Source organism: Gardnerella phocaeensis (assembly GCF_048545075.1).
Lineage (GTDB): Bacteria > Actinomycetota > Actinomycetes > Actinomycetales > Bifidobacteriaceae > Bifidobacterium > Bifidobacterium vaginale_J.
In genome coordinates this window covers 171,148-191,722 of the sequence record NZ_JBKQXS010000002.1, presented here as the reverse complement: position 1 = coordinate 191,722, position 20,575 = coordinate 171,148, and the positions used below count along the sequence as shown (strand labels likewise).

General features: G+C 44.0%; 15 protein-coding genes. 13 read left to right on the top strand and 2 right to left on the bottom strand.

Going from position 1 to position 20,575, the window contains the following annotated elements:
- Positions 1–138: 138 nt before the first annotated feature.
- The 5 genes from ACJV2T_RS03595 (at position 139) to ACJV2T_RS03575 (ending at position 7,720) form a co-directional block, all read left to right on the top strand.
- On the top strand, positions 139–1,242 hold the full coding sequence (locus ACJV2T_RS03595; protein ID WP_415687643.1) for an MraY family glycosyltransferase: 1,104 nt from the start codon (positions 139–141) through the stop codon (positions 1,240–1,242).
- Between the two features lie 400 nt (positions 1,243–1,642).
- Positions 1,643–3,187 (top strand): IMP dehydrogenase, encoded by a 1,545-nt coding sequence (gene guaB, locus ACJV2T_RS03590; RefSeq protein WP_415689576.1) that lies wholly within the window; start codon positions 1,643–1,645, stop codon positions 3,185–3,187.
- 184 nt (positions 3,188–3,371) lie between these two features.
- Positions 3,372–4,079 (top strand): oligoribonuclease, encoded by a 708-nt coding sequence (gene orn, locus ACJV2T_RS03585; RefSeq protein ID WP_419399165.1) that lies wholly within the window; start codon positions 3,372–3,374, stop codon positions 4,077–4,079.
- Positions 4,080–4,141: 62 nt separating this feature from the next.
- Complete coding sequence (locus tag ACJV2T_RS03580; RefSeq protein ID WP_419399164.1) at positions 4,142–5,599, top strand: PIF1 family DEAD/DEAH box helicase; 1,458 nt, start codon at positions 4,142–4,144, stop codon at positions 5,597–5,599.
- A 279-nt stretch (positions 5,600–5,878) separates the two neighbouring features.
- Complete coding sequence (locus ACJV2T_RS03575; RefSeq protein WP_419399163.1) at positions 5,879–7,720, top strand: proline--tRNA ligase; 1,842 nt, start codon at positions 5,879–5,881, stop codon at positions 7,718–7,720.
- A gap of 314 nt (positions 7,721–8,034) precedes the next feature.
- On the opposite strand, the gene ACJV2T_RS03570 is transcribed toward ACJV2T_RS03575, so the two are convergent.
- The gene (locus ACJV2T_RS03570; RefSeq protein WP_415687638.1) at positions 8,035–8,523 is read right to left on the bottom strand and encodes a single-stranded DNA-binding protein; all 489 of its coding nucleotides are present in this window, start codon (positions 8,521–8,523) and stop codon (positions 8,035–8,037) included.
- Between the two features lie 522 nt (positions 8,524–9,045).
- Here ACJV2T_RS03570 and ACJV2T_RS03565 point away from each other — a divergent pair.
- Positions 9,046–10,224: a CAP domain-containing protein gene (locus tag ACJV2T_RS03565; protein WP_419399162.1), complete on the top strand. Its 1,179-nt coding sequence runs from the start codon at positions 9,046–9,048 to the stop codon at positions 10,222–10,224.
- A gap of 110 nt (positions 10,225–10,334) precedes the next feature.
- On the opposite strand, the gene ACJV2T_RS03560 is transcribed toward ACJV2T_RS03565, so the two are convergent.
- Positions 10,335–12,473 (bottom strand): M13 family metallopeptidase, encoded by a 2,139-nt coding sequence (locus tag ACJV2T_RS03560; protein WP_419399161.1) that lies wholly within the window; start codon positions 12,471–12,473, stop codon positions 10,335–10,337.
- A gap of 113 nt (positions 12,474–12,586) precedes the next feature.
- On the opposite strand from ACJV2T_RS03560, the gene map reads away from it, so the two are divergent.
- The 7 genes from map to ACJV2T_RS03525 all read left to right on the top strand — a co-directional run bounded on the left by map (position 12,587) and on the right by ACJV2T_RS03525 (position 20,477).
- Positions 12,587–13,360, top strand: coding sequence for a type I methionyl aminopeptidase (map, locus tag ACJV2T_RS03555; RefSeq protein ID WP_419399160.1), 774 nt, complete (start codon positions 12,587–12,589; stop codon positions 13,358–13,360).
- Between the two features lie 80 nt (positions 13,361–13,440).
- On the top strand, positions 13,441–14,577 hold the full coding sequence (gene prfB, locus ACJV2T_RS03550) for a peptide chain release factor 2 (protein WP_375169357.1): 1,137 nt from the start codon (positions 13,441–13,443) through the stop codon (positions 14,575–14,577).
- A 75-nt stretch (positions 14,578–14,652) separates the two neighbouring features.
- Positions 14,653–16,116 carry a cell division ATP-binding protein FtsE gene (gene ftsE / locus ACJV2T_RS03545; protein ID WP_419399159.1) on the top strand — a complete coding sequence of 488 codons (1,464 nt, stop codon included), beginning with the start codon at positions 14,653–14,655 and terminating at the stop codon, positions 16,114–16,116.
- The gene (ftsX, locus tag ACJV2T_RS03540) at positions 16,116–17,039 is read left to right on the top strand and encodes a permease-like cell division protein FtsX (protein ID WP_391495919.1); all 924 of its coding nucleotides are present in this window, start codon (positions 16,116–16,118) and stop codon (positions 17,037–17,039) included. Before ftsE ends, ftsX begins: the two co-directional genes overlap by 1 nt.
- A 146-nt stretch (positions 17,040–17,185) precedes the next feature.
- The gene (locus ACJV2T_RS03535) at positions 17,186–18,592 is read left to right on the top strand and encodes a CHAP domain-containing protein (RefSeq protein WP_391495918.1); all 1,407 of its coding nucleotides are present in this window, start codon (positions 17,186–17,188) and stop codon (positions 18,590–18,592) included.
- 133 nt (positions 18,593–18,725) lie between these two features.
- Positions 18,726–19,217 carry an SsrA-binding protein SmpB gene (gene smpB / locus ACJV2T_RS03530; RefSeq protein ID WP_415683779.1) on the top strand — a complete coding sequence of 164 codons (492 nt, stop codon included), beginning with the start codon at positions 18,726–18,728 and terminating at the stop codon, positions 19,215–19,217.
- 351 nt (positions 19,218–19,568) lie between these two features.
- Entirely contained in the window at positions 19,569–20,477 is a 909-nt protein-coding gene (locus ACJV2T_RS03525) for an ABC transporter substrate-binding protein (RefSeq protein WP_419399158.1), read from the top strand.
- Positions 20,478–20,575 lie beyond the last annotated feature (98 nt).

Sequence of the window (20,575 nt, the reverse complement as noted above, 5' to 3'; positions counted from 1 at the left end):
ATTAACTTATTTCTGGTACTAAATTTCTTGTACTAAATTTCTGGTACCAACAAATCGCTACAATCAAAATAAGCAAGCGAAAAATTTAGCAAACGCTGTTAAAACCAACGAAGTAACCGCATAGCAAAGGACGCATTCATGAGGGTATACCTGTTTATTGCAGCAATTGCAGGCGGTGCTACGTGGCTTATTATGCCTCTTGTTCGTCACCTTGCAATTCGCATGGGTGCTGTTGGCAAAGTTCGCGCTCGCGACGTGCATACTATTCCAACGCCACGTATGGGTGGCGTAGGTATGCTTTTTGGTTTCGCAGTTGCCATGGCTTTCGCAAGCTCCATGCCCTTTATTTCCGGGCTTTTTGCTGGAACTCACCAGCCGTGGGTGGTGCTTGCTGGAGCAGTCATGATATGTCTGCTTGGTGTATGCGACGACATTTGGGATTTAGATTGGATGCTAAAGCTTGCCGGTCAGCTGCTTATAGCCGTGTTCGTTGCGTGGGGAGGGTTGCAAATTGTAACTTTGCCGCTCGGCTCGCTCGTAACGGCATCTCCAAGCGTGTCAATCGCAATAACTGCAATACTAATCGTTGCTTCAATTAATGCAGTAAATTTTGTAGACGGGCTGGACGGACTAGCTTCCGGAATTGTTGCAATCGGCGGAATCGCCTTCGCAACCTACTCCTACATGCTCGCGCGCACGTCGCCATCCTACGCATCAATGGCAACCCTTATTGACGTTGCAATGGTTGGTATGTGTGTCGGCTTCATTCTGCACAACTGGCATCCTGCGAAACTTTTTATGGGGGACTCCGGCTCCATGCTAATCGGCTACTTAATTACTTGCGCGTCGATTATTATGACCGGACATTTGGATCCGTCAGCTGTACATACGAGTATTTATTTGCCTGTATTTATGCCGATTTTGCTGCCGATTCTTGTGCTGTTCCTGCCGGTTCTTGACATGTGCTTGGCTATTTTTAGGCGCGTTGCTAAGGGGCAGTCGCCAATGCATCCGGATCGCATGCACTTGCATCACCGCATGCTTCGCATTGGGCATTCTGTGCAGGGTGCTGTGCTGATTTTGTGGGGATGGGCGGCGCTGATTGCGTTTGGCTCTATTATGATTCTGTTCTTTAAAGCTGTGTATGTGCTTGTTGGGATGATTCTTGCTGCTGCGTTGCTTACTGTGCTCACAATGATGCCGTACTTGCGCCGCCGCCTGCCCGAACTTCGCAATTCGTAGCGACTGCTTAATTTTGTTTTCCTTGGTGTGGCGCGAGTTTTGGGGGATTTCTTTCCTCGCGCGTCCCGTCCTTCAGTCGCTTTGACTGTTAAAGGCGTTTATTGTGTTCGCCTTTCTTTAAAGAATGTTGCTCCATCAGTCCTCTTTTAGCGCTCGTAAAGAAATCCCCCAAACTCTGCGTGCTAACCATTAATAACCTCATTCAATCACAGAGATTTTTCGATTTTTCTTCTTCGCTTGGCGAATCAGCAGCCTGCGGCTCTGACGTTCGCCGCGCTCAGTGCGAAAAATCTCAAATCTCACCACATGAATATTCGTGAATCTATAGCAACGCAATTAAAAATGTTATTGGTATGTCGGAGTTTCGGCAAACGTCATAGCAAAAACGTATAGTAACCCTATGGCTACAACTGATATTAACACGGAATCCGTGTATGCTCCTGTTCCACCAATTTTCGAGAAGCTCGGTCTCGCTTATGATGACGTGCTGTTGCTTCCAAACGAAACTGATGTTATTCCGTCCGAAGTGGATACTTCCACTCGTCTGACTCGCGAAATTACCATGAAAGTGCCTACTATTTCGGCAGCTATGGATACTGTTACCGAGTCCGATATGGCTATTGCCATGGCGCGTAACGGTGGTATTGGAGTACTTCACCGCAATCTTTCTATTGATGATCAAGCTGCGCAGGTTGATATTGTTAAGCGCAGTGAATCCGGTATGATTACCGACCCGCTTACTGTTCACCCAGATGCTACGCTCGCCGATTTAGATAAATTGTGCGGGCGTTTCCATATTTCGGGCTTGCCGGTAGTAGATAGCGAAAATCGTTTAGTTGGTATTATTACCAACCGCGATATGCGTTTTATTGCTTCCGAAGATTACGATCGCTTGAAAGTTAAGGATGTGATGACGCGCGAAAATCTCGTCACTGGTCCTTCAAATATTTCTAAAGAAGATGCTCACCGCTTGCTTGCGGATAACAAGATTGAAAAGTTGCCGCTTGTTGATGCTGAAGGTAAGCTTACAGGCTTGATTACTGTTAAGGACTTTGTGAAGACTGAGCAGTATCCGGATGCTACTAAGGATGATCAGGGTCGTTTGCGCGTTGCTGCTGGTATTGGTTTCCTTGGTGATGCTTGGCAGCGTGCGTGCGCTCTTATGGAAGCTGGAGTTGACGTGCTTGTGGTTGATACCGCAAACGGCGAGGCTCGCTTGGCTCTCGACATGATTCGTCGCATTAAGGCAGATAAAGCTTTCGACGGCGTGCAAATTATTGGCGGAAATATTGCTACTCGCCAGGGTGCACAGGCTATGATTGACGCTGGCGTTGACGCTGTAAAGGTTGGCGTTGGTCCAGGCTCTATTTGCACTACGCGCGTTGTTGCAGGTGTTGGCGTGCCTCAGCTTACTGCAGTTTACGACGCTGCTCAGGCTTGCAAGGCTGCTGGTATTCCATGCATTGCAGACGGCGGCATTCACTATTCCGGCGATATTGCTAAGGCTTTGGTTGCTGGTGCTGACACCGTTATGCTTGGTGGCACTTTGGCTGGATGTGAGGAAGCTCCTGGTGAGAAGGTTCTTCTTCACGGCAAGCAGTACAAGCTTTACCGCGGCATGGGCTCGCTTGGCGCAATGGCTCCTCGCGGTAAGAAGTCTTATTCGAAGGATCGTTACTTCCAAGCAGACGTTACCAGCTCCGATAAGGTGGTTCCAGAAGGCGTTGAAGGTGAAGTTCCATACCGCGGTCCACTTAATGCTGTGCTTTACCAATTGCTTGGCGGCTTGCATCAGTCAATGTTCTACGTTGGTGCTCACAATATTAAGGAAATGCAAGAGCGCGGACGCTTTATTCGCATTACTGATGCAGGTCTTCGCGAATCACATCCTCACGATATTGTGATGACTGCAGAAGCGCCAAACTACAGCGGTTTCCACAACTAAGTCGCGTGGTGCGTAAGTTGCGCGTATAAGTCGCGTATAAATCGCAACTATTTTTGCATTAAACGGCGAAAAGTTAAGCAAGTTATCTACAACTTGCCTGCTTTTCGTCGTTTTTAATACGCGCCTCGTCTCTACGAAGATGTAGGCTGAGGGGTTCTAAAAAAATATTAGGAAAGGAACGAAAATGGCTGAAGCTAAGGAAGATCTTACGTTTACGCCGGAAGAATCGCGCTTAATTTGGATTGATTGCGAGATGACTGGACTCGATATTTTCCACGACGAATTATGCGAAGTATCTGTAGTTCCAACTGATTTTAATTTTAAAGTTTTGGACGACGGCATTGATTTAGTGATTAAGCCAAGCGATGCTGCTGTGGCTCATATGAACGATTTTGTACGCAATATGCATACTTCTTCTGGGCTTGTTGACGAGTGGAATAAGAACGGTTTGCCTTTACAAGAAGCTCAAAAGCAGGTAGTTGAGTACGTAAAGCGATTCCTTCCAGCTCGCGGAAAAGCTCATCTTGCTGGAAACTCCGTCGGTTCCGACAAAAAGTTCCTCGACCGTTACATGCCAGATTTAATGGCAAATCTGCACTATCGCGTAATAGACGTAAGCACGTTGAAGGAAATTTCGCGCAGGCTTTACCCGGACGTTTACCGCAATAAGCCGGCAAAACATGGCGGCCACCGTGCGCTCGCGGATATTATTGAGTCGATTGACGAGCTTCGTTACTATCGTGATATGATGTTCGTTCCAGCTCCAGGCCCAAGCGAAGCACAGGCAAAAGCTGGAGCACAGCACATTGAGAGCACGAGCTTGCTTCGTGACTACGAGCGTCGCGGAGAAGCGCTAGAAGACGTAAATTCCGCGGAAAAGCGCGACTATTAAATAAAGCGCGACTATTAAACTAAACAAAGCGCGACTACTAAACGCAATAAAAGGTACTGCCAATGAAGCAATCCGAAGCTCTAACCATAATCGACGCTGGTGCAAGCGCATTCATTACCGGTGCTCCGGGTGCAGGTAAAACCTACGTATTAAACGAAGCTATTCGCGAAATGCGAAAAAACGGTTTAAGCGTTGCCGTAACTGCTTCTACCGGCATTGCGGCAACTCACTTAAACGGTCAAACTATTCACTCGTGGAGTGGAGTGGGAGTTTCAAACGCGCTTACGGATACGCTTCTTAAAACCATTAGAGCTAGGCGAGGAAAGCGCATAAAAGCCACGGACGTGCTCGTGCTGGACGAAGTTTCAATGATTCACGCGTGGCTTTTTGACATGGTTGACGAAGTATGCAGGAAGGTGCGCAAAAATCCAGCTCCTTTCGGTGGGCTTCAAGTAGTTATTTCTGGCGATTTCTTCCAACTGCCGCCTGTTAGCACTTCTATGCGAAATCGTGACGTGTTCGAGCCTAGCCCGGAGTTTATTGCGTCGCGCGAAAAGTATGCTGCAGCTGGAAAAAATCCGGAAGGCTATATTACAGAATCTTTCGCATGGGACGCTTTAAAACCTGTTGTGTGCTACTTAACTGAGCAACATCGTCAGGATGACGGCAAGTTGCTTGAAGTTTTGACGGATATTCGTAACGGTCTTGTAAGTGACTACGATAAGCAAGTGCTTTCCAGCCGCCTTGGCGAATATCCTCAAGATGACGAAGTTGCAGTGCATCTTTTCCCAACGAACTCGCAAGCTGACGGATTAAATAATATGCAGCTTGCGCAAATTGATGCTGAGCCTCACGAATTCGTTGCAACGGAAGCAGGACCTAAAAATCTCGTCGAGCGCTTAAAAAAGAATATGCTTGCTCCGGAGCGTTTAGTTTTGAAGGCCGGAGCTGCTGTGATGGCGTTGCGAAATGACCAGGAAAAGCAGTACGTAAACGGCTCGGTTGGGCGTGTTTTGAGATTCGCGCCTGAATCTAAAGGCGGATGGCCGATTGTTGAGTTTGAAAACGGCAATATTGTGACTCTTAAGCCAGCTGCTTGGGAAATGACGGATGGCGAAACGGTTCTTGCTAGCGTAAATCAAGTGCCGCTTCGTTGCGCGTGGGGAATTACGATTCATAAATCGCAAGGTATGACGCTTGATTCTGCGGTAATGGATTTGCGTAGAACTTTCGCTCCCGGAATGGGATACGTAGCGCTTTCGCGCGTGGAAAATCTGGGCGGTCTTTACTTAGAGGGTATTAACGATCGCGCGTTTAGCGTTTCAGCAGATGCTGTACTGCTTGACGGATCCTTGCGTGATGCTTCAAATCGTGCGAGTGAGCTGCTTTCTAGCGACGGTGCTGCTGCGTTTGTTGCTAAAAACGCATATGGCGATTGCGCGGATCAGAAGCAGTTTGATCTTTTTGGTGTTTGCGGCGGAGATGCTGCTGACGAGTTTTCCTTTGACGATGAGTTTTAGTGCGATACGCGTTTTTTACTGGCGTGCGGCTTTTTCTTTACGCGGATGTAAAGTTTTGGTCGGATTTCGCTTCAGAAGCGGCAGAAACTTTACGCGACTGTAAAGTTTTGGTCGGATTTCGCTCTAAAAGCGGCTTTTTCTTTACATAGCTGCGTAGTTTATGTCGCTTTGGCAGATTTGCGCTCCCCATGACCTAATCGACATTACTAATCGAGCATCACTTTTGTTGATGCGCGTAAACAAGTGTTTATGTCCTCATGCGCAAATAGATTGGAACGCATGAATTCCAATGTACTTCGTATGTCTCAGCTGTTCCTTCGTACGCTGCGCGAGGATCCTGCAGACGCGGACGTGACTTCCGCAAAACTTATGCAGCGCGCAGGCTATATTCGTAAATCTGCTCCAGGCGTGTGGACTTGGCTTCCGCTAGGACTTAAGGTTTTAAATAAGGTTCAAGCGATTATTCGCGACGAAATCAACGGTATCGGTGCGCAGGAAGTTCACTTCCCAGCGCTTCTTCCGCGCGAGCCTTATGAGGCTACAAACCGTTGGGAAGAATACGGCGACAACATCTTCCGTCTTAAAGATCGTCATGAGGCTGACTATCTTCTTGCTCCAACGCACGAAGAAGTTTTCACGCTTCTCGTTAAGGATATGTATTCTTCTTACAAGGATTTGCCTGTTACCTTGTACCAGATTCAAACGAAGTATCGCGATGAATTCCGTCCTCGCGCAGGTCTTATTCGCGGCCGCGAGTTTATTATGCAAGATGGTTACTCGTTCTCGATTGACGAAGATGGTTTGAAGTCTGCTTACGTTGAGGAGCGCGCCGCTTACGCCCGCATTTTCGACCGTTTGGGCATTAAATACGTGATTGTTCACGCTGTTTCCGGCCCAATGGGCGGTTCTGATTCCGAGGAGTTTTTGGCTCCAATGCCAATTGGCGAAGATACTTTTGCTCTCGCACCTTCCGGAAAAGCTTGGAATGTTGAGGCTCTTACCACTCCAGAAGTTGCAGATGTTGATTATTCTGCAACTCCTGCAGCCGAAGCTCTCGAAACTCCAGACGCTAAGACGATTGAGGCTTTGGTTAAGGTTTCTAACGATTTGCATCCGCGTAAAGATGGTCGCGAATGGCAAGCAGACGACACTTTGAAGAACCTTATTATTGCTGTTAAGCACCCGGCTGATGCTGAGGGTGGCGAGCATGAGGAGCCATGGCGCGAAATCGTGGCAATTGGTATTCCGGGTGATCGCCAGGTAGATATGAAGCGTCTTGAAGCTCAGTTTGCTCCTGCAGAAATTGAAGAAGCAACTGAGGATGATTTGAAGGCTCATCCTGAGTTTGTTAAGGGATACATTGGCTTTAGCGTATTGGGTCCTCAAGCTCGCAAAGAGGGTAGGGGTATTGAAAATCCTGTCCGTTACTTGATGGATGCTCACGTTGCAAAGGGAAGTGCCTGGATTACAGGAGCTGACGAAGAAGGAAAGCACGTTTACAACGCTGTTTATGGTCGCGATTTTGAGGCTGATGGCGTTGTTGAAGCAGCCCAGGTTCGCGACGGCGATATGAGCCCAGATGGTTCCGGTCCTCTTAGCTTCGAACGCGGTGTGGAAATCGGTCAGGTGTTCCAGCTCGGCTTAAAGTATTCTAAGGCTTTGGGCTTAAGCGTTCTTAACGAAAACGGTAAAGCTGTACCAGTCTGGATGGGTTGCTACGGTATCGGCGTTAGCCGCGTGATCGCATGCTTGGCAGAAACGCATCACGACGACGCTGGTCTCGCATGGCCTATGGCAATTGCTCCAGCTCAGGTTCACGTCGTTGCTACTGGCAAGGATCAAGTTGCTTTCGATGCTGCTGAAAAGGTTGTTGAAGAGCTTAGCAAGCAAGGCATCGAAGTAATCTTCGACGATCGTCCAAAGGTTTCTCCAGGTGTGAAGTTTAAGGATGCTGAGCTTGTTGGCGTGCCGCTGATTGCTGTAGCAGGTCGCGATACCGTGAACAACGGTACGATTGAAATCCGCGATCGCAACGGTTCAAACGTTGAAGCAGTTCCAGTTGACGAAGCTGCAAGCCGAATTGTAGAGCGCGTGACGACCTGCTTGAGCGCTGCGATTTAGCGCGCGAAAGCAACTCGGAGCGCCGAGCTTGCTTAGAGTTGAAAGCACGGTGTGCTTTCAACGCAAGCGAGGTCTGCCTTCGTCAATCGAGACGAAGGCAGGGCAGGTTCGCTTGGTAGTTCATTGGGAATTCTGCTGTGATTGGCGTGCGTGACGACCTGCTTGAGCGCATAGAGCGTAGCGCTTTGCTTGCATAAGTGCCTATAAATCAATTTGCCGCCAGGAATGTTAATTCTTGGCGGCTATTTTATTCATATTAAGTTGCTTACCGTTGCGCGAGTTTGTGGGATTTCTCGAGTTGTGATTTTACCTCCCTAAATATCAGTTTCGCCCCCAAATTCGTCATTTGAAATGTTTTCATTAGAATTATTTTCTTGTGCCTTATTGTTATGCTGTACTTGATTACTTTCTTTCGTCTGTCCGTTTTTTGCAGTATCAGCGTTTCGCTTTGTAAATTGAGTAGTTCCACGATTTAAATCGTGACCAATAGTAGCCGCTTCTAAAATTATGCGATTATAATCATTCCCGTCTTTTGTCCAACTTTCAGTACTCAAATTTCCAGAAACAACAATTGCATCACCTTTATGTACGCTTTTAAGAACGTTTGAAGCCAAAGTGCGATACGCCTTCACAGTCATCCATGTAGTTGGGCGCTCATGCCATTGCTGCTCATCATTTCGATAGTAAGATTGTGTGCTTGCAATTCGTAGAGAACAAGCAGGAGAATTTTCGTTACGTCCAAAACTTATTGGTTCTGCGCCTACAAATCCGTTAATAGTCACAGTTGACTGTTGTTGTACCATATTCATCATCCTTTCACGATTTGGACTGCAGTCATTTCAGCCCCGAAATCAGAGCCACTATTGCCCCTGAGCTTCGCAGCCACGAGGAAATGCCGCAGTAATAACAACTATGAATGTTTTGCGAGAATTGTTCTAGAAAATTCTTTTATTGTGGTTAAAAGCTATGTTTTAACCACAATTTATTAAAAATATTGACAATAAAACCAATTTAAAGACCGCAATATTGCAAGCATTTTCGCAATAATTCCTCATTAAGAGATACTATTGACCTATATTTGTTGCATTGAATGAACAGAAGAAGAGTTTACTATGAAAAATAATAAGCAGGGATTGGTGCGCAATCTAGCTATGCATGTAAATTCATGCTCCTCTAACTTATTTAAATCATTTGGTTTTAAATCGAATAATTCAATAAATTCGAAGAATGCAATAATTAAAAATACTGTAGTGAAGCGCATTGTATGTTCGCTAATAAGCCTGTTCGCTGTAGTATCCTTTGTGTGCTTGCCTGCGCAAAGCTACATGAAAATGAATTTTATGGGCGTAAATTCGTTAGAATTAAGCCAAAAAGCATCTAATTCGTCTACGTCAAACCTGTCTATTAAAAACCCGATTATTAAACAAAAAAACGTTGCACGTAGTGTTGGCTGGGTTCGATCTGTTGATGTAGTGCGCTATGTGCTGGCTTCAATTCGTAATGCACGTTCGCGTTTATACGACGATCGTAGTATTTACTTTGAAGGAATTCCTTTGCAAGATTATGTGAGTCGTTGCGGTTTAACTAAACAAGCTTATGTGAATAATATTCAATACGATTCCGCAAATGAAGAGGATGCCTATCGTCGCGCGCAAGAGACTGCTCAACATGGTAAATTTGGTCATTTTGCTCCAGATGGTAAAAGCGCGCCTGATTTTAATGGTAGAAAAGCTTGGGGCGAAAACTTAAGCTGGGGTACAGATCTTGCTGGTTCTATGCGCTTATGGATTCAAAATGAAGAGGGACCGTTGCGAGCTGCTCGTGGTGCTTTTACTGAGGAAAATGGTCATTTGTATCAAATTTTGAATCCACGAAATATTTCTTTTGGTTATGGTGAAGCTCAAGGCGGTCCATACGGCATTGTTGGTGATTTAACTTTGTCGGAATATAACGGTGATATTGACTATCCTGATGGCAAGATTGGTTATGGAAGTCCTCAAGTTTATCGTAGTCCTGCTGCCGTAGCGAATAATACTAATACAGCTAAATCCGATAAGGACAAGAAAGACGATAAGGATAAGAAAGACGAGAAAGATAAGAAAAAACTTAAGGATAATAAATCTAGCAAAAAGAAAGTATTTGAAAAAGATAAGCATTTAGCCAATAAGGTTAATTCTCAAGTTGCAAATAGTAAAGATTCCGCTAAAAATACTGAAAAAACTGGTATTTCTGGAATGGTGGTTGCTGTAATTGCAATTGTAATTATTCTTTGTGCTGTAGCTGTGTTCTCTGTTTTGCTTTATAAGTCGCGCAAAAATGCGCGTGCAAAAGCTGCTTCTGTAGATGCTGCTTCTGCTGATGAGGCTGTTGCTGATGCTGATGCTGATACTGTAGCAGAAGTTGCTGATGCTGCTGATGAGGCTGTTGCTGATTCTGCTGTTGATAGTGCTCCTGCTGTAGCAGGAGAAGCTGTTTCTGAAGTTTCTTCCTCTGTAGAAGAATAAAACTTATAAAGCAATATAAATTAAGCCTGCAAACGTTAGTAAAGAACGCTTGCAGGCTTTTTTATTTTTTATTTTTTATTGTCAGTTTTCTACGCTCAATTTGAGGCATTTTACCAAATGTGCACGCGCTCGCTTGGGTCGAGCCACATCTCGTCGCCTTCTTGAACATTGAACGCATCGTAGAACAAGTCAACGTTTCTAGCAATGCCGTTAGTGCGGCATTCGGCTGGGGAGTGTGGGTCGATTTGAAGCAGCTGTTCCGCAATCTCATTACGAGCCTTGGAACGCCATACAAGTGCATAGCTTAAGAAGAATCGTTGCAAAGCAGTGAAACCATCTACTTCAGGAGCGTTCAGCAAAGTTTCGTGAATAGCATCGTCACTTCCGTCAATTTCACGTCCTTCACTCTTTTGTAAAGCGAAAGCGTATGCTTTAAGCGCAATAGTTACGCCGCTTAAATCGCCAATATTTTCGCCGATTGTTAAAGCACCGTTTACGTGAGGCATCGCATTGCGCTCAGCTTTGTTCTTTAAGTGAGAGTATTTAACAATCAGCTGCGTTGGTGTAAAAGCGTTGTATTGCTCAATAAGCTTTTTAGTGCGCTCAGCAAAGTTAGCTTTGTCTTCTTCAGTCCACCAATTGTTAAGCACGCCGTCGCCGTCGTATTCGCAACCTTGATCGTCAAAACCGTGACCGATTTCGTGACCGATCACGGCACCAATAGCGCCGTAATTTGCTGCGTCTGGAGCGCTCGGGTTAAAGAATGGAGGTTGCAAAATTGCAGCTGGGAACACGATTACGTTCAGCAGAGGATCGTAGTAAGCGTTCACAGTTTGCGGAGTCATCTGCCATTCTTCGCGATCCACAGGATTTCCAGCTTTTGCAGTATTTCTACCAAAACCAAAGCGGTAAACTTCGCGCATGTTATCAACTAAATCAGCATCTTCCTTAATATTTAGCGCAGAGTAGTCAACCCAATGGTTTGTGTAACCAATATTTGGCTCAAACTTGCTAAGCTTTTCCAAAGCCTTCGCCTTAGTTTCCTCGCCAAGCCAGCTGCTGTGAGAAATCGACTCTCGGTAAGCGTTAATAAGATTGTCAACTAAGCCTTTCATATACTCTTTAGAAGACTCAGGGAAATGCAATCGCACGTATTCGCGCCCAACTTCCTCACCGCAAGCATTGTCAACAACTCCAATTGCTCGCTTCCAGCGGTCGCGCTGTTTTGTGGCTCCAGAAAGCACTTTGCCGTAGAAGTCGAATTTAGCTTCTGCAAAATCTTCGCTCAATAAGCTTGCCCAAGACAAAATCACGTGCAAGCGTGCCCAAAGCTTTAAATCTTCTAAGTCAGCTTCCTGCCAAATCTTATTCAATCCCTCTATAAAGCTTGGTTCGTGAACTACTACTTTGCTAAAAGCTTCACGAAGATTGATTGGCTGATGTGCTTCTTCTTCGCAGTTGTCGTACGCTTTTTGAGCAGCTTCTAAGAAAGCGTCGAGATTAAGAGCTTCAAGATTTTTTGCCAAATCAGCATAATCGTAAGGATTATAAGTTTTTTGAGAATCGCGAGTTGCAACGTTATCCCAATGGTGCTTCGCGATTTTAGTTTCAACATTCAAAAAACGTTCGGCTTGCGCTTGGGTAGTAGCGGTATCTCCGTAACCAGCCAATCTCAACAAAGAAGCTACCATTTTTACGTATTCAGCGCGAATTGGAGCGTAATTATCTTCGCGATAGTATGCTTCGTCTGGCAAGCCCAATCCCGATTGTTCAATATGCATAATATTCGTCTTAGGATCTTTAGGGTCTCCGTAAACGCCAAAAGAAAACATTGCATCTGGGCCGCCATACGGGTTAAGCGCGCCAATAGTGCGAACCAAATCTTCTTTGCTGCTAGCCGAATCCACAGCGTCTAAATCGCCCTTAATTGGCGTAATTCCAGCTTTTTTGATAGCTGCAGTATTCAAATAATTACGGTATAAAGTTTGTGACTTTTTAGCTGTGCAATCTTCGCTTTCTAAAATATCTCGAATTTGCGTCTCTGCATCTTCTGCAAGCTTGTGGAAAGCACCATACATCGGTTTGTCTTCTGGAAGAGTGTAAGTGTCAATCCAAGGACCGTTTACATAACGGAATAAATCGTCTTGTGGTCGAGTAACCGAAGAGAAGGATGCAGGGTCGAAATCTACAGCAGAAATTTCCTTCTGCAATCCCTTATTTTTACTATTATTTTCATTATTGTTAGACATGAGATTAGCTTACAAGTATTAAGCGACACTATTAGTTAATATTTCCGCCATATTTTCTCGTTATTTTCGCCATATTTTGCGCTATTTTCGTGCCTGCGCGTTAGTCTTAAAGCATGATTGAACTTAAAACTCCATCTGAAATTGAAGCGATGAAGCCTGCAGGTCGCTTCGTCGGTAGTATTCTTAAAGACTTGAAAGCAATGACCAAAGTTGGCACGAATCTTCTTGAGATTGATTATTTCGTTCGTCAGCGAATTATGAGCCGCAAAGGTGCGTCTTCTTGCTATGTTGATTACGCTCCTGATTTTGGTACAGGACCTTTTGCACACTATATTTGCACTTCTGTAAACGATGCTGTTCTTCACGGAGTTCCATACGATTACAACCTTAAAGACGGCGATTTGTTGACTCTTGATTTGGCAATTAACGTCGACGGATGGGTTGGTGATTCCGCTATTAGTTTCGTGGTTGGAAATCATGCTGATCCTGAGGATTTGCGCTTAATTAAGTGCACTGAGGAAGCGTTGGAAGCTGGTATCAATATGGCTCAGCCTGGCAACCGTCTTGGCGATATTTCTGCTGCTATTGGCTGCGTTGCTCACGAGTATGGTTACAGCGTAAACCTTGAGTTTGGTGGTCACGGAGTCGGTCATATTATGCACGGAGATCCGCACGTTCCTAACGATGGCACTGCTCACCATGGCTACAAGCTTCGCCCAGGTCTTGTGATTGCAATTGAGCCATGGTTCTTAAAGACTACTGACGAAATTTATCAGGATCCTAAGGATGGTTGGACTCTTCGTTCTGCTGATGGTTCTCGTGGTGCACACACTGAACATACGATTGCAATTACGGAAAACGGTCCTGAGATTTTGACCGTGCGCTAAACTTATAAATAGTTGATTTTGTAAGTATTTTGCGAGTAGTAATTGCGTAAAACAGGTATGTAAAGAGGTACTTTAAATAAATGGCGGAATTTGATTTTTCCCAAGCACTAAATGATGTTGAAGCAAAGTATTCTTCGATTTCTAAAGCACTAGATGTCGATTCGTTGAAGGCTACGATTGCTGATTTAGAAAAGCAGGCTGCAGAGCCTGGACTTTGGGACGATTCTGAGCATGCTCAGCAAGTCACTAGTAAGCTTTCTGCAGCTCAGTCTCAATTGAAGCGTTTGCAAGCTGTTGAGCAACGCATTGAAGATACTAAGACTTTAATTGAGCTTGGTGAAGAAGAAGGCGATGCTGATTCAATGAATGAGGCTCAAGAAGAGCTTGGAAATATTGCTCACGAGTTGGACGATATGGAAGTTCAGACTCTTCTTGACGGCGAGTATGACGCTCGTTCTGCAGTCGTTACGATTCGCTCTGGTGCGGGTGGCGTTGATGCTGCTGATTTTGCTCAAATGTTGCTTCGTATGTACTTGCGTTGGGCTGAGCGAAATGGCTATAAAACTAAGATGATGGATACGTCTTATGCAGAAGAAGCTGGTATTAAATCCGCTACTTTCCAAGTTGATGCCCCTTATGCGTATGGTCGTCTTTCTGTAGAAGGCGGCACTCACAGAATGGTTCGTATTTCGCCATTCGACAATCAAGGTCGTCGCCAAACTGGCTTTAGTGCTGTTGAAGTAATTCCTCTTGTTGAAGCTACGGATCATATTGATATTCCGGATTCTGACATTCGCGTGGATACTTTCCAAGCTTCAGGACCTGGCGGCCAGGGCGTAAACACTACGTATTCTGCTGTTCGTATTACGCATTTGCCAACCGGCTTGGTTGTTTCTATGCAAGATGAACGAAGCCAGATTCAGAACCGCGCTGCTGCAATGGCAGTTTTGCAATCGCGTTTGCTTGTGCTTAAGCATGCTGAGGAAGCTGCAAAAAAGAAGGAACTTGCTGGAGATATTAAGGCAAGTTGGGGAGATCAAATGCGCTCTTACGTGCTTCACCCTTATCAGATGGTGAAGGATTTGCGCACTGGTTACGAAACTTCACAAACTCAAGCTGTTTTTGACGGCGATATTGACGGTTTTATTGAAGCTGGCATTCGTTGGCGTCACGAGCAGCGAGTTGCAGCTCAAAAAGAAGCTGAAGCAGAATCTTAAATAAAACTAAAGATAAAGCTAAATCTAGAACTAAAAACCAACAATTACACATAATCTTCGGAAGGAATTGAAACAATGTCGCTGATTTCATTAGATCATGTGTCAAAAATATATCCTCGAGGTACACGTCCTGCATTAGACGATGTGTCTTTGCATGTAGATCGCGGAGATTTTGTGTTTCTTGTTGGCGCTTCCGGCTCTGGCAAAACTACATTGCTTAGTTTGTTGCTTCGCGAAGAAGAAGCAAATGGTGGGGAAATTCACGTAGCTGGTAACGATTTGCGCAGACTTTCTAACCGGCAGGTGCCGCAGTATCGTAGATCTCTTGGCTTTATTTTTCAGGATTATAAGCTGCTTAATAATAAAACAGTTTATCAAAATGTTGCTTTTGCTTTGGAAGTGATTGGCACGAGTCGTTCTACGATTCGCTCGCTTGTGCCTCGTGTTCTTGAAACTGTTGGTTTGACTGGTAAAGAAAATAATTACCCACACGAGCTTTCTGGTGGTGAAGCGCAGCGAGTTGCAATTGCTCGCGCATACGTAAATCACCCTCAAATTATTCTTGCAGATGAGCCTACTGGTAATTTGGATCCGACTACTTCTCTTGGAATTATGGAAGTTTTGGATGCTATTAACCGAACTGGCACAACGATTGTTATGGCTACGCATAATGAGGAAATTGTGAACTCAATGCGTAAGCGAGTTGTGGAACTTCATGCTGGAAAAATTGTGCGTGATGAGCGTGAAGGATCATATGATTCTGCATTGTATTTCCCAGATAGTGAAGTTGAGCATAATTCTAAAGCGCAACAAACTGTTGAAAATTCTCAAGATCAATCAGATCGCGATGCTCAAAAATCAATTGCTCAATCTGAGCATACTGAACGCCATAAGAGGCTTTCTAAAAAAGCTCAACGTGCGGCTCAAGCGCGTGAAGTTGTTGACATGGTAACGCAATCGTTGAAGAGTGACACTTCAGAAAATGAAGGAATTGCGCGCCTTGCTCAGTCTGTTCATTCTGGCAGAACCGGTCGTTACGGCGAAGTGTTCCAGTCTTTGGAAACAACAATGACTTGGGGACGCGGATTGATTTCTTCAAACGATAATGAAGATGTTGAAGAAGATGATTTAGAAGTTGAGATTTCGGAAGATAATAAAGAATCCTCTGAAGCTGCCGGAAATTCTGAAACTGCAGAAACTGCTAATACTGCTGAGACTGCTGAGACTGCTGATAATAATGAAACTGCAGAAACTAATGAATCTCACGAAACTGCAGAATCTCACGAAACTCACGAAACTGCTGAAGACTCTGAAGTGAGCGAAGAATCACAATCTGAAACCAGTGATGAGTCGCAATCCGAAGCAGAAAGTAAGTCACAATCCGATGCTGAATCTGAGCGATTTGAGCGTAAATCTCAGCTTCCTCCTATGCCTCCAGCTCCGCCTAAGCCACCTGTTGCGGCTGCAAATACTAATAATAAGAACATTAGTGTTGACGATAGCAATAATGACACTAATAAAACTGAAGGAGCAGAGTAATGCGTTTAAGATTTATTTTTTCCGAAACATGCATTAGTTTGCGTCGTAATGTTTCGATGATTCTTTCGGTTATGCTTGTAACGTTCATTTCTTTCCTTTTTATTGGTGTTTCAGTGCTTATGCAAGCGCAAATTACCAAGGCAAAAGGTGACTGGTATGACAAAGTAGAGGTGGTTGCTTGGCTGTGCCCGGATGGAACTAGCCAATCTCCTTCTTGTGCTTCTGGAAAAGCTCCTACTAATGCCGAAATTGTAAAATTGGAGCATATTATTCACCAAGAATTAGGTGATGATGTTTCAAATATTACTTATGTTAGCCGCAATGAATTTTATAAGAACACATTCTTAAAGCAATATCCTAACGGAATGTATCAAGGACGTACTTTAACTGCGGCAGATATGCAAGATTCGCTGCGATTGAAGCTTACTAATCCTATGAAATATCAGGTTGTTTCAGAAGTTCTTTCTGGACGCGACGGTGTGGAAGAAGTTGTTGATCAGCGTCAGATTTTTGATCCTGTTTTCAGTGTGCTTAATCGCGCTACTGTTGTGACAATTGTCCTTGCAGCAGTTATGGTTGTTGTAGCTATTATGCTTACTGGCACTACGATTCGAATGTCTGCTGCTAGCCGACGTCAAGAAACTGAAATTATGCGCTTAGTTGGTGCCTCTAACTGGACTATTCGCATGCCGTTTATTCTTGAAGGAGCGTTTGCATCGTTTGTAGGTTCTTTACTTGCTGGTGCTGCGCTAAGTTTAGTAGTTAAAGTTTTTGTAACTGATTGGCTTGCGCAGAATGTGCGTTGGATGCCATTTGTTACTCAAACAACTGTGTGGCTATGCGTTCCAGTACTTGTAGCTGGTGCAGTAGTGCTATCTATAGTTGCTTCTGCTATTGCTTTGAGGAGATACTTAAAAGCTTAAGATGCAAAATAATAGATGCGTAATTATTTGCGTTATTTTCGTATCAGCATTGTGAAAGTAATATTTTAAAAGATTTTAAGTAGAAACTCGCATGATTTCTTGTATTACGGTATAATTCGCAATAGTGATGTTGAAAGGGAAGTGATATGAGCGAAGATCGACATAGCATGTATGTAATTCGACGCACTAATACTGTAGTGAGTTTAATAGTTGCTATTTCAATGATGTTTGCTGGTGTTGCTGGTACATTATTTAATGCGTCTACTGCAAGTGCTGTCAATATGAAGGAATATAGGCGCAAAATACAACGAAACGAGAACCTGAAGCGCCAACTTACTGGTGTAAATAAACAACTTGCAAATAAAATCATTGAATTAAATGATTTAAATGAGCATAAAATTCCAAATCAAATACGAGCTGCTCAACAAGCAGAAGAGCAAGCTTCTCAGGCACGCAGTCTTGTAGAATCAACGCAGCAGCGTCTAGAATCTGCGCAAAAAGATAAGCGTGATTTGGAAGAGAAAATTAAAAAAACTGGTGAAGATTTTGATGATGCTAAGGCTGCTGTAGCGCAGCTTGCTCGTAAGAGTTTCCATGGTTCTCAAGCATCTAATGTTATGAATATTGTGACTAAATCAACTACTACAGAACAGTTTGTTGGAAAGTTGCAATCCGAAGCTGCTGTTGCTAGAAGTGAAGCAAATGCTGCGAATGATGCTGCTATTAAGTTGAATACTTCTATGAATCGTCGTCAGCGTTTGGCTGCTATTGAAGCAGAAATCGCCAAGTTAAAGCAGCAGGCGGACGCTCAAGCGCAAAGTGCTCAAATTGCTGCGAAAGCTGCTAATGATCGCAAAAAGTCTTTGCAAAGTTTGCGAGATCATGGTGAAGAGATTCGCAAGCAGCTAGAAAGTCAAAAGAGTAGTTTGACTTCTCAGTCTGCTCGTGAAGCTGCAGAAATTATAGCAATGAAATCTGCTATTGATGCTCAAGCTCGTGCTCTTGCTAATAAGTCATTTGCTAAAGCTGATCCGAATGCCGGTAATCGTCAGCAATTAAATGGAAGCTCTGGAAGGAATATTTACCTTCCTCCAATGCAACTTTCTAATGGTGCTGCTAATGGTATGAATTATACTGTTCCTGGAAACTGCGCAGAGGGTTCTAAGTCCTGCTACGGTCATGATACTGGAAACACTGTTGGCGGTTCTGCTTATCCTGCACGTCAATGCACGTTATGGGCTTATTTGCGTCGTTCGCAACTTGGTCTGCCTGTTGGCTCCTACATGGGTAACGGTGCTGAGTGGGCGAATACTGGTCGTAGGCTTGGATATTTAGTTAATAGAACTCCACATGTTGGTGCTGTTATGGTGTTTGCTCGCGGTCAACGCGTTGGCAACTGGAATGCTGATTGGCAATATGGACATGTTGCGGTTGTGGAACGTGTAAATGCTGACGGATCAGTTCTTATTTCTGAAGGTGGAACTGGTTTTGCAACATTCCCTGCTTATGAAACTATTTATAATCCAGGTGATTACGAGTACGTGCATTATTAAATATAAGCACTTCATAGTTTTCAATTTGTTGAAATTGAATGCGTTGTAAGTTTACGACTTATTGTTCTTGCCATAAGATAGTAGTATCTTATGGCAAGTTTCTTTTGTGCGTGATGTGTACTGGAGGGGAATTATGGCAAATAAGCCTGCGCAAGATGGCACTGTTACTGTGGCACAAAACCGTAAAGCGCATCATGATTATGTGATTGAAGATTGTTATGAAGCAGGTCTTGCTCTTACTGGTACTGAAGTTAAGTCACTTCGCGAAGGGCGTGCTTCTTTAGCTGAATCATTTGTGAATATTGATCGTCGCGGTGAAATGTGGCTTGAGGGAGCAAATATTCCTGAATATTTAAACGGTACGTGGAATAATCATGCTCCTAAGCGCAAGCGTAAGCTTCTGCTTCATGCTGCTGAGATTTCTAAGCTTTCTAGGCAAACCGAAGCGAAAGGCTACACTGTTGTGCCTTTGCGTTTGTATTTTAAGGGAAGTTACGTAAAGGTAGAAATTGCTTTAGCGCGCGGTAAAAAGGAATTTGATAAGCGTCAGGCTTTGCGTGAGGAGCAAGATAAGCGAGAAGCTTTGCGTGAAATGCGTTACCGTAATTTGCGTTCTCGTGAGTAGTTTATGTCGCTTTCCAGCTAGATTCCGGCCGAAACTGCTCAGCTGTGAGTAGTTTATGTCGTTTTCCAGCTAGATTCCGGCCGAAACTGCTCAGCCGTGAGTAGTTTTGGTCGCAAGTAAGTTGCGCGCTCAATAATCATCTCAACGCGACACGCACATATTATACATTATTGCGAATAATATACAGTTTTTGTTTATAAAAAGCATAATTATTGCGCAGATGCACTGTATGAGTATCTTCGTATATTCAATAATCGCATAAAAGGCTGTTGAATTTGTAGTGTTATCGTGTATAGTTATACACATCAATGCAAATTATAAATTCTTAGTAAATAAATGAGGAGAAGAACCATGTTTAAATCTATGAAACCTGTTGCTATTGTTGCATCTTTAGTAATGATTGGCAGTATTGCTGCATGTGGACCTGCTGATTCTAAAAAAGCAGACCCTGATGTTGCTCGTAGCTATGATGTAAGTCATGTGCAAAAAGATGATGCTGTTGCAGCATTAGTTCCAGCAGAAGTTGCGAAAACAGGAGAGCTAACTGTTGGTGTAAACGTAAGTTATGCTCCTGCAGAATTCTTTGCTGCAGACGGTAAAACTCCTGTAGGTTACGAAATTGATTTTTCGAAGGCTCTTGCAAAAGTCATGGGCTTAAAAGCAAAAATTATGCATGCTCAGTTCGACTCAATTATTCCAGCAATAGGAAGCAAATATAATGTCGGTATTTCTGGTTTTACAGTAAATGCTGAACGTATGAAGTCTGTAGACTTTATTACTTACGCAAACGCAGGTTTGTCTTTTGAAGTGCGCAAGGGAAATCCTACTAAGGTAGATCCAAAGAACCTTTGTGGCAAGAAAGTAACTTTGGAAACTGGTACTGTTGGCGAACCTATTATGGAAGAAGCAAAGAAAGAGTGCGCAGCTAAAGGAGATAAGCCTCTTGAAATCATGAGCTTCAAGGATCAAACTGACGCAACTACCGCACTTATTTCCGGTCGCGCTGACGTTATGTATGCAGATACTCCTGTTGCAGGTTACGCTTCAATTAAGAATCCTGGAAAGCTTGAAATTTTGGAAAACAGCAAGGATTCTGAGCCAATGGGAGCGGCTGTTAAAAAGGGTGATACAGCGATGCTGAAGGCTGTAAAAGCTGGCATTGATAAGCTTATGAAGTCCGGCGTCTACAAGGATATCTTGAAGAAGTGGGGCGTTGAAGATGTTGCTATTGAAAAGTCTGTAGTTAATCCAAAACTATAAAACTTTAGCGATAAAACTTTAGCTACCAAATAATCAAATAATTATTTAAAATGATATCGTTAATCTGAGTCGTGATTTAATTCTCGACTCAGATTGTT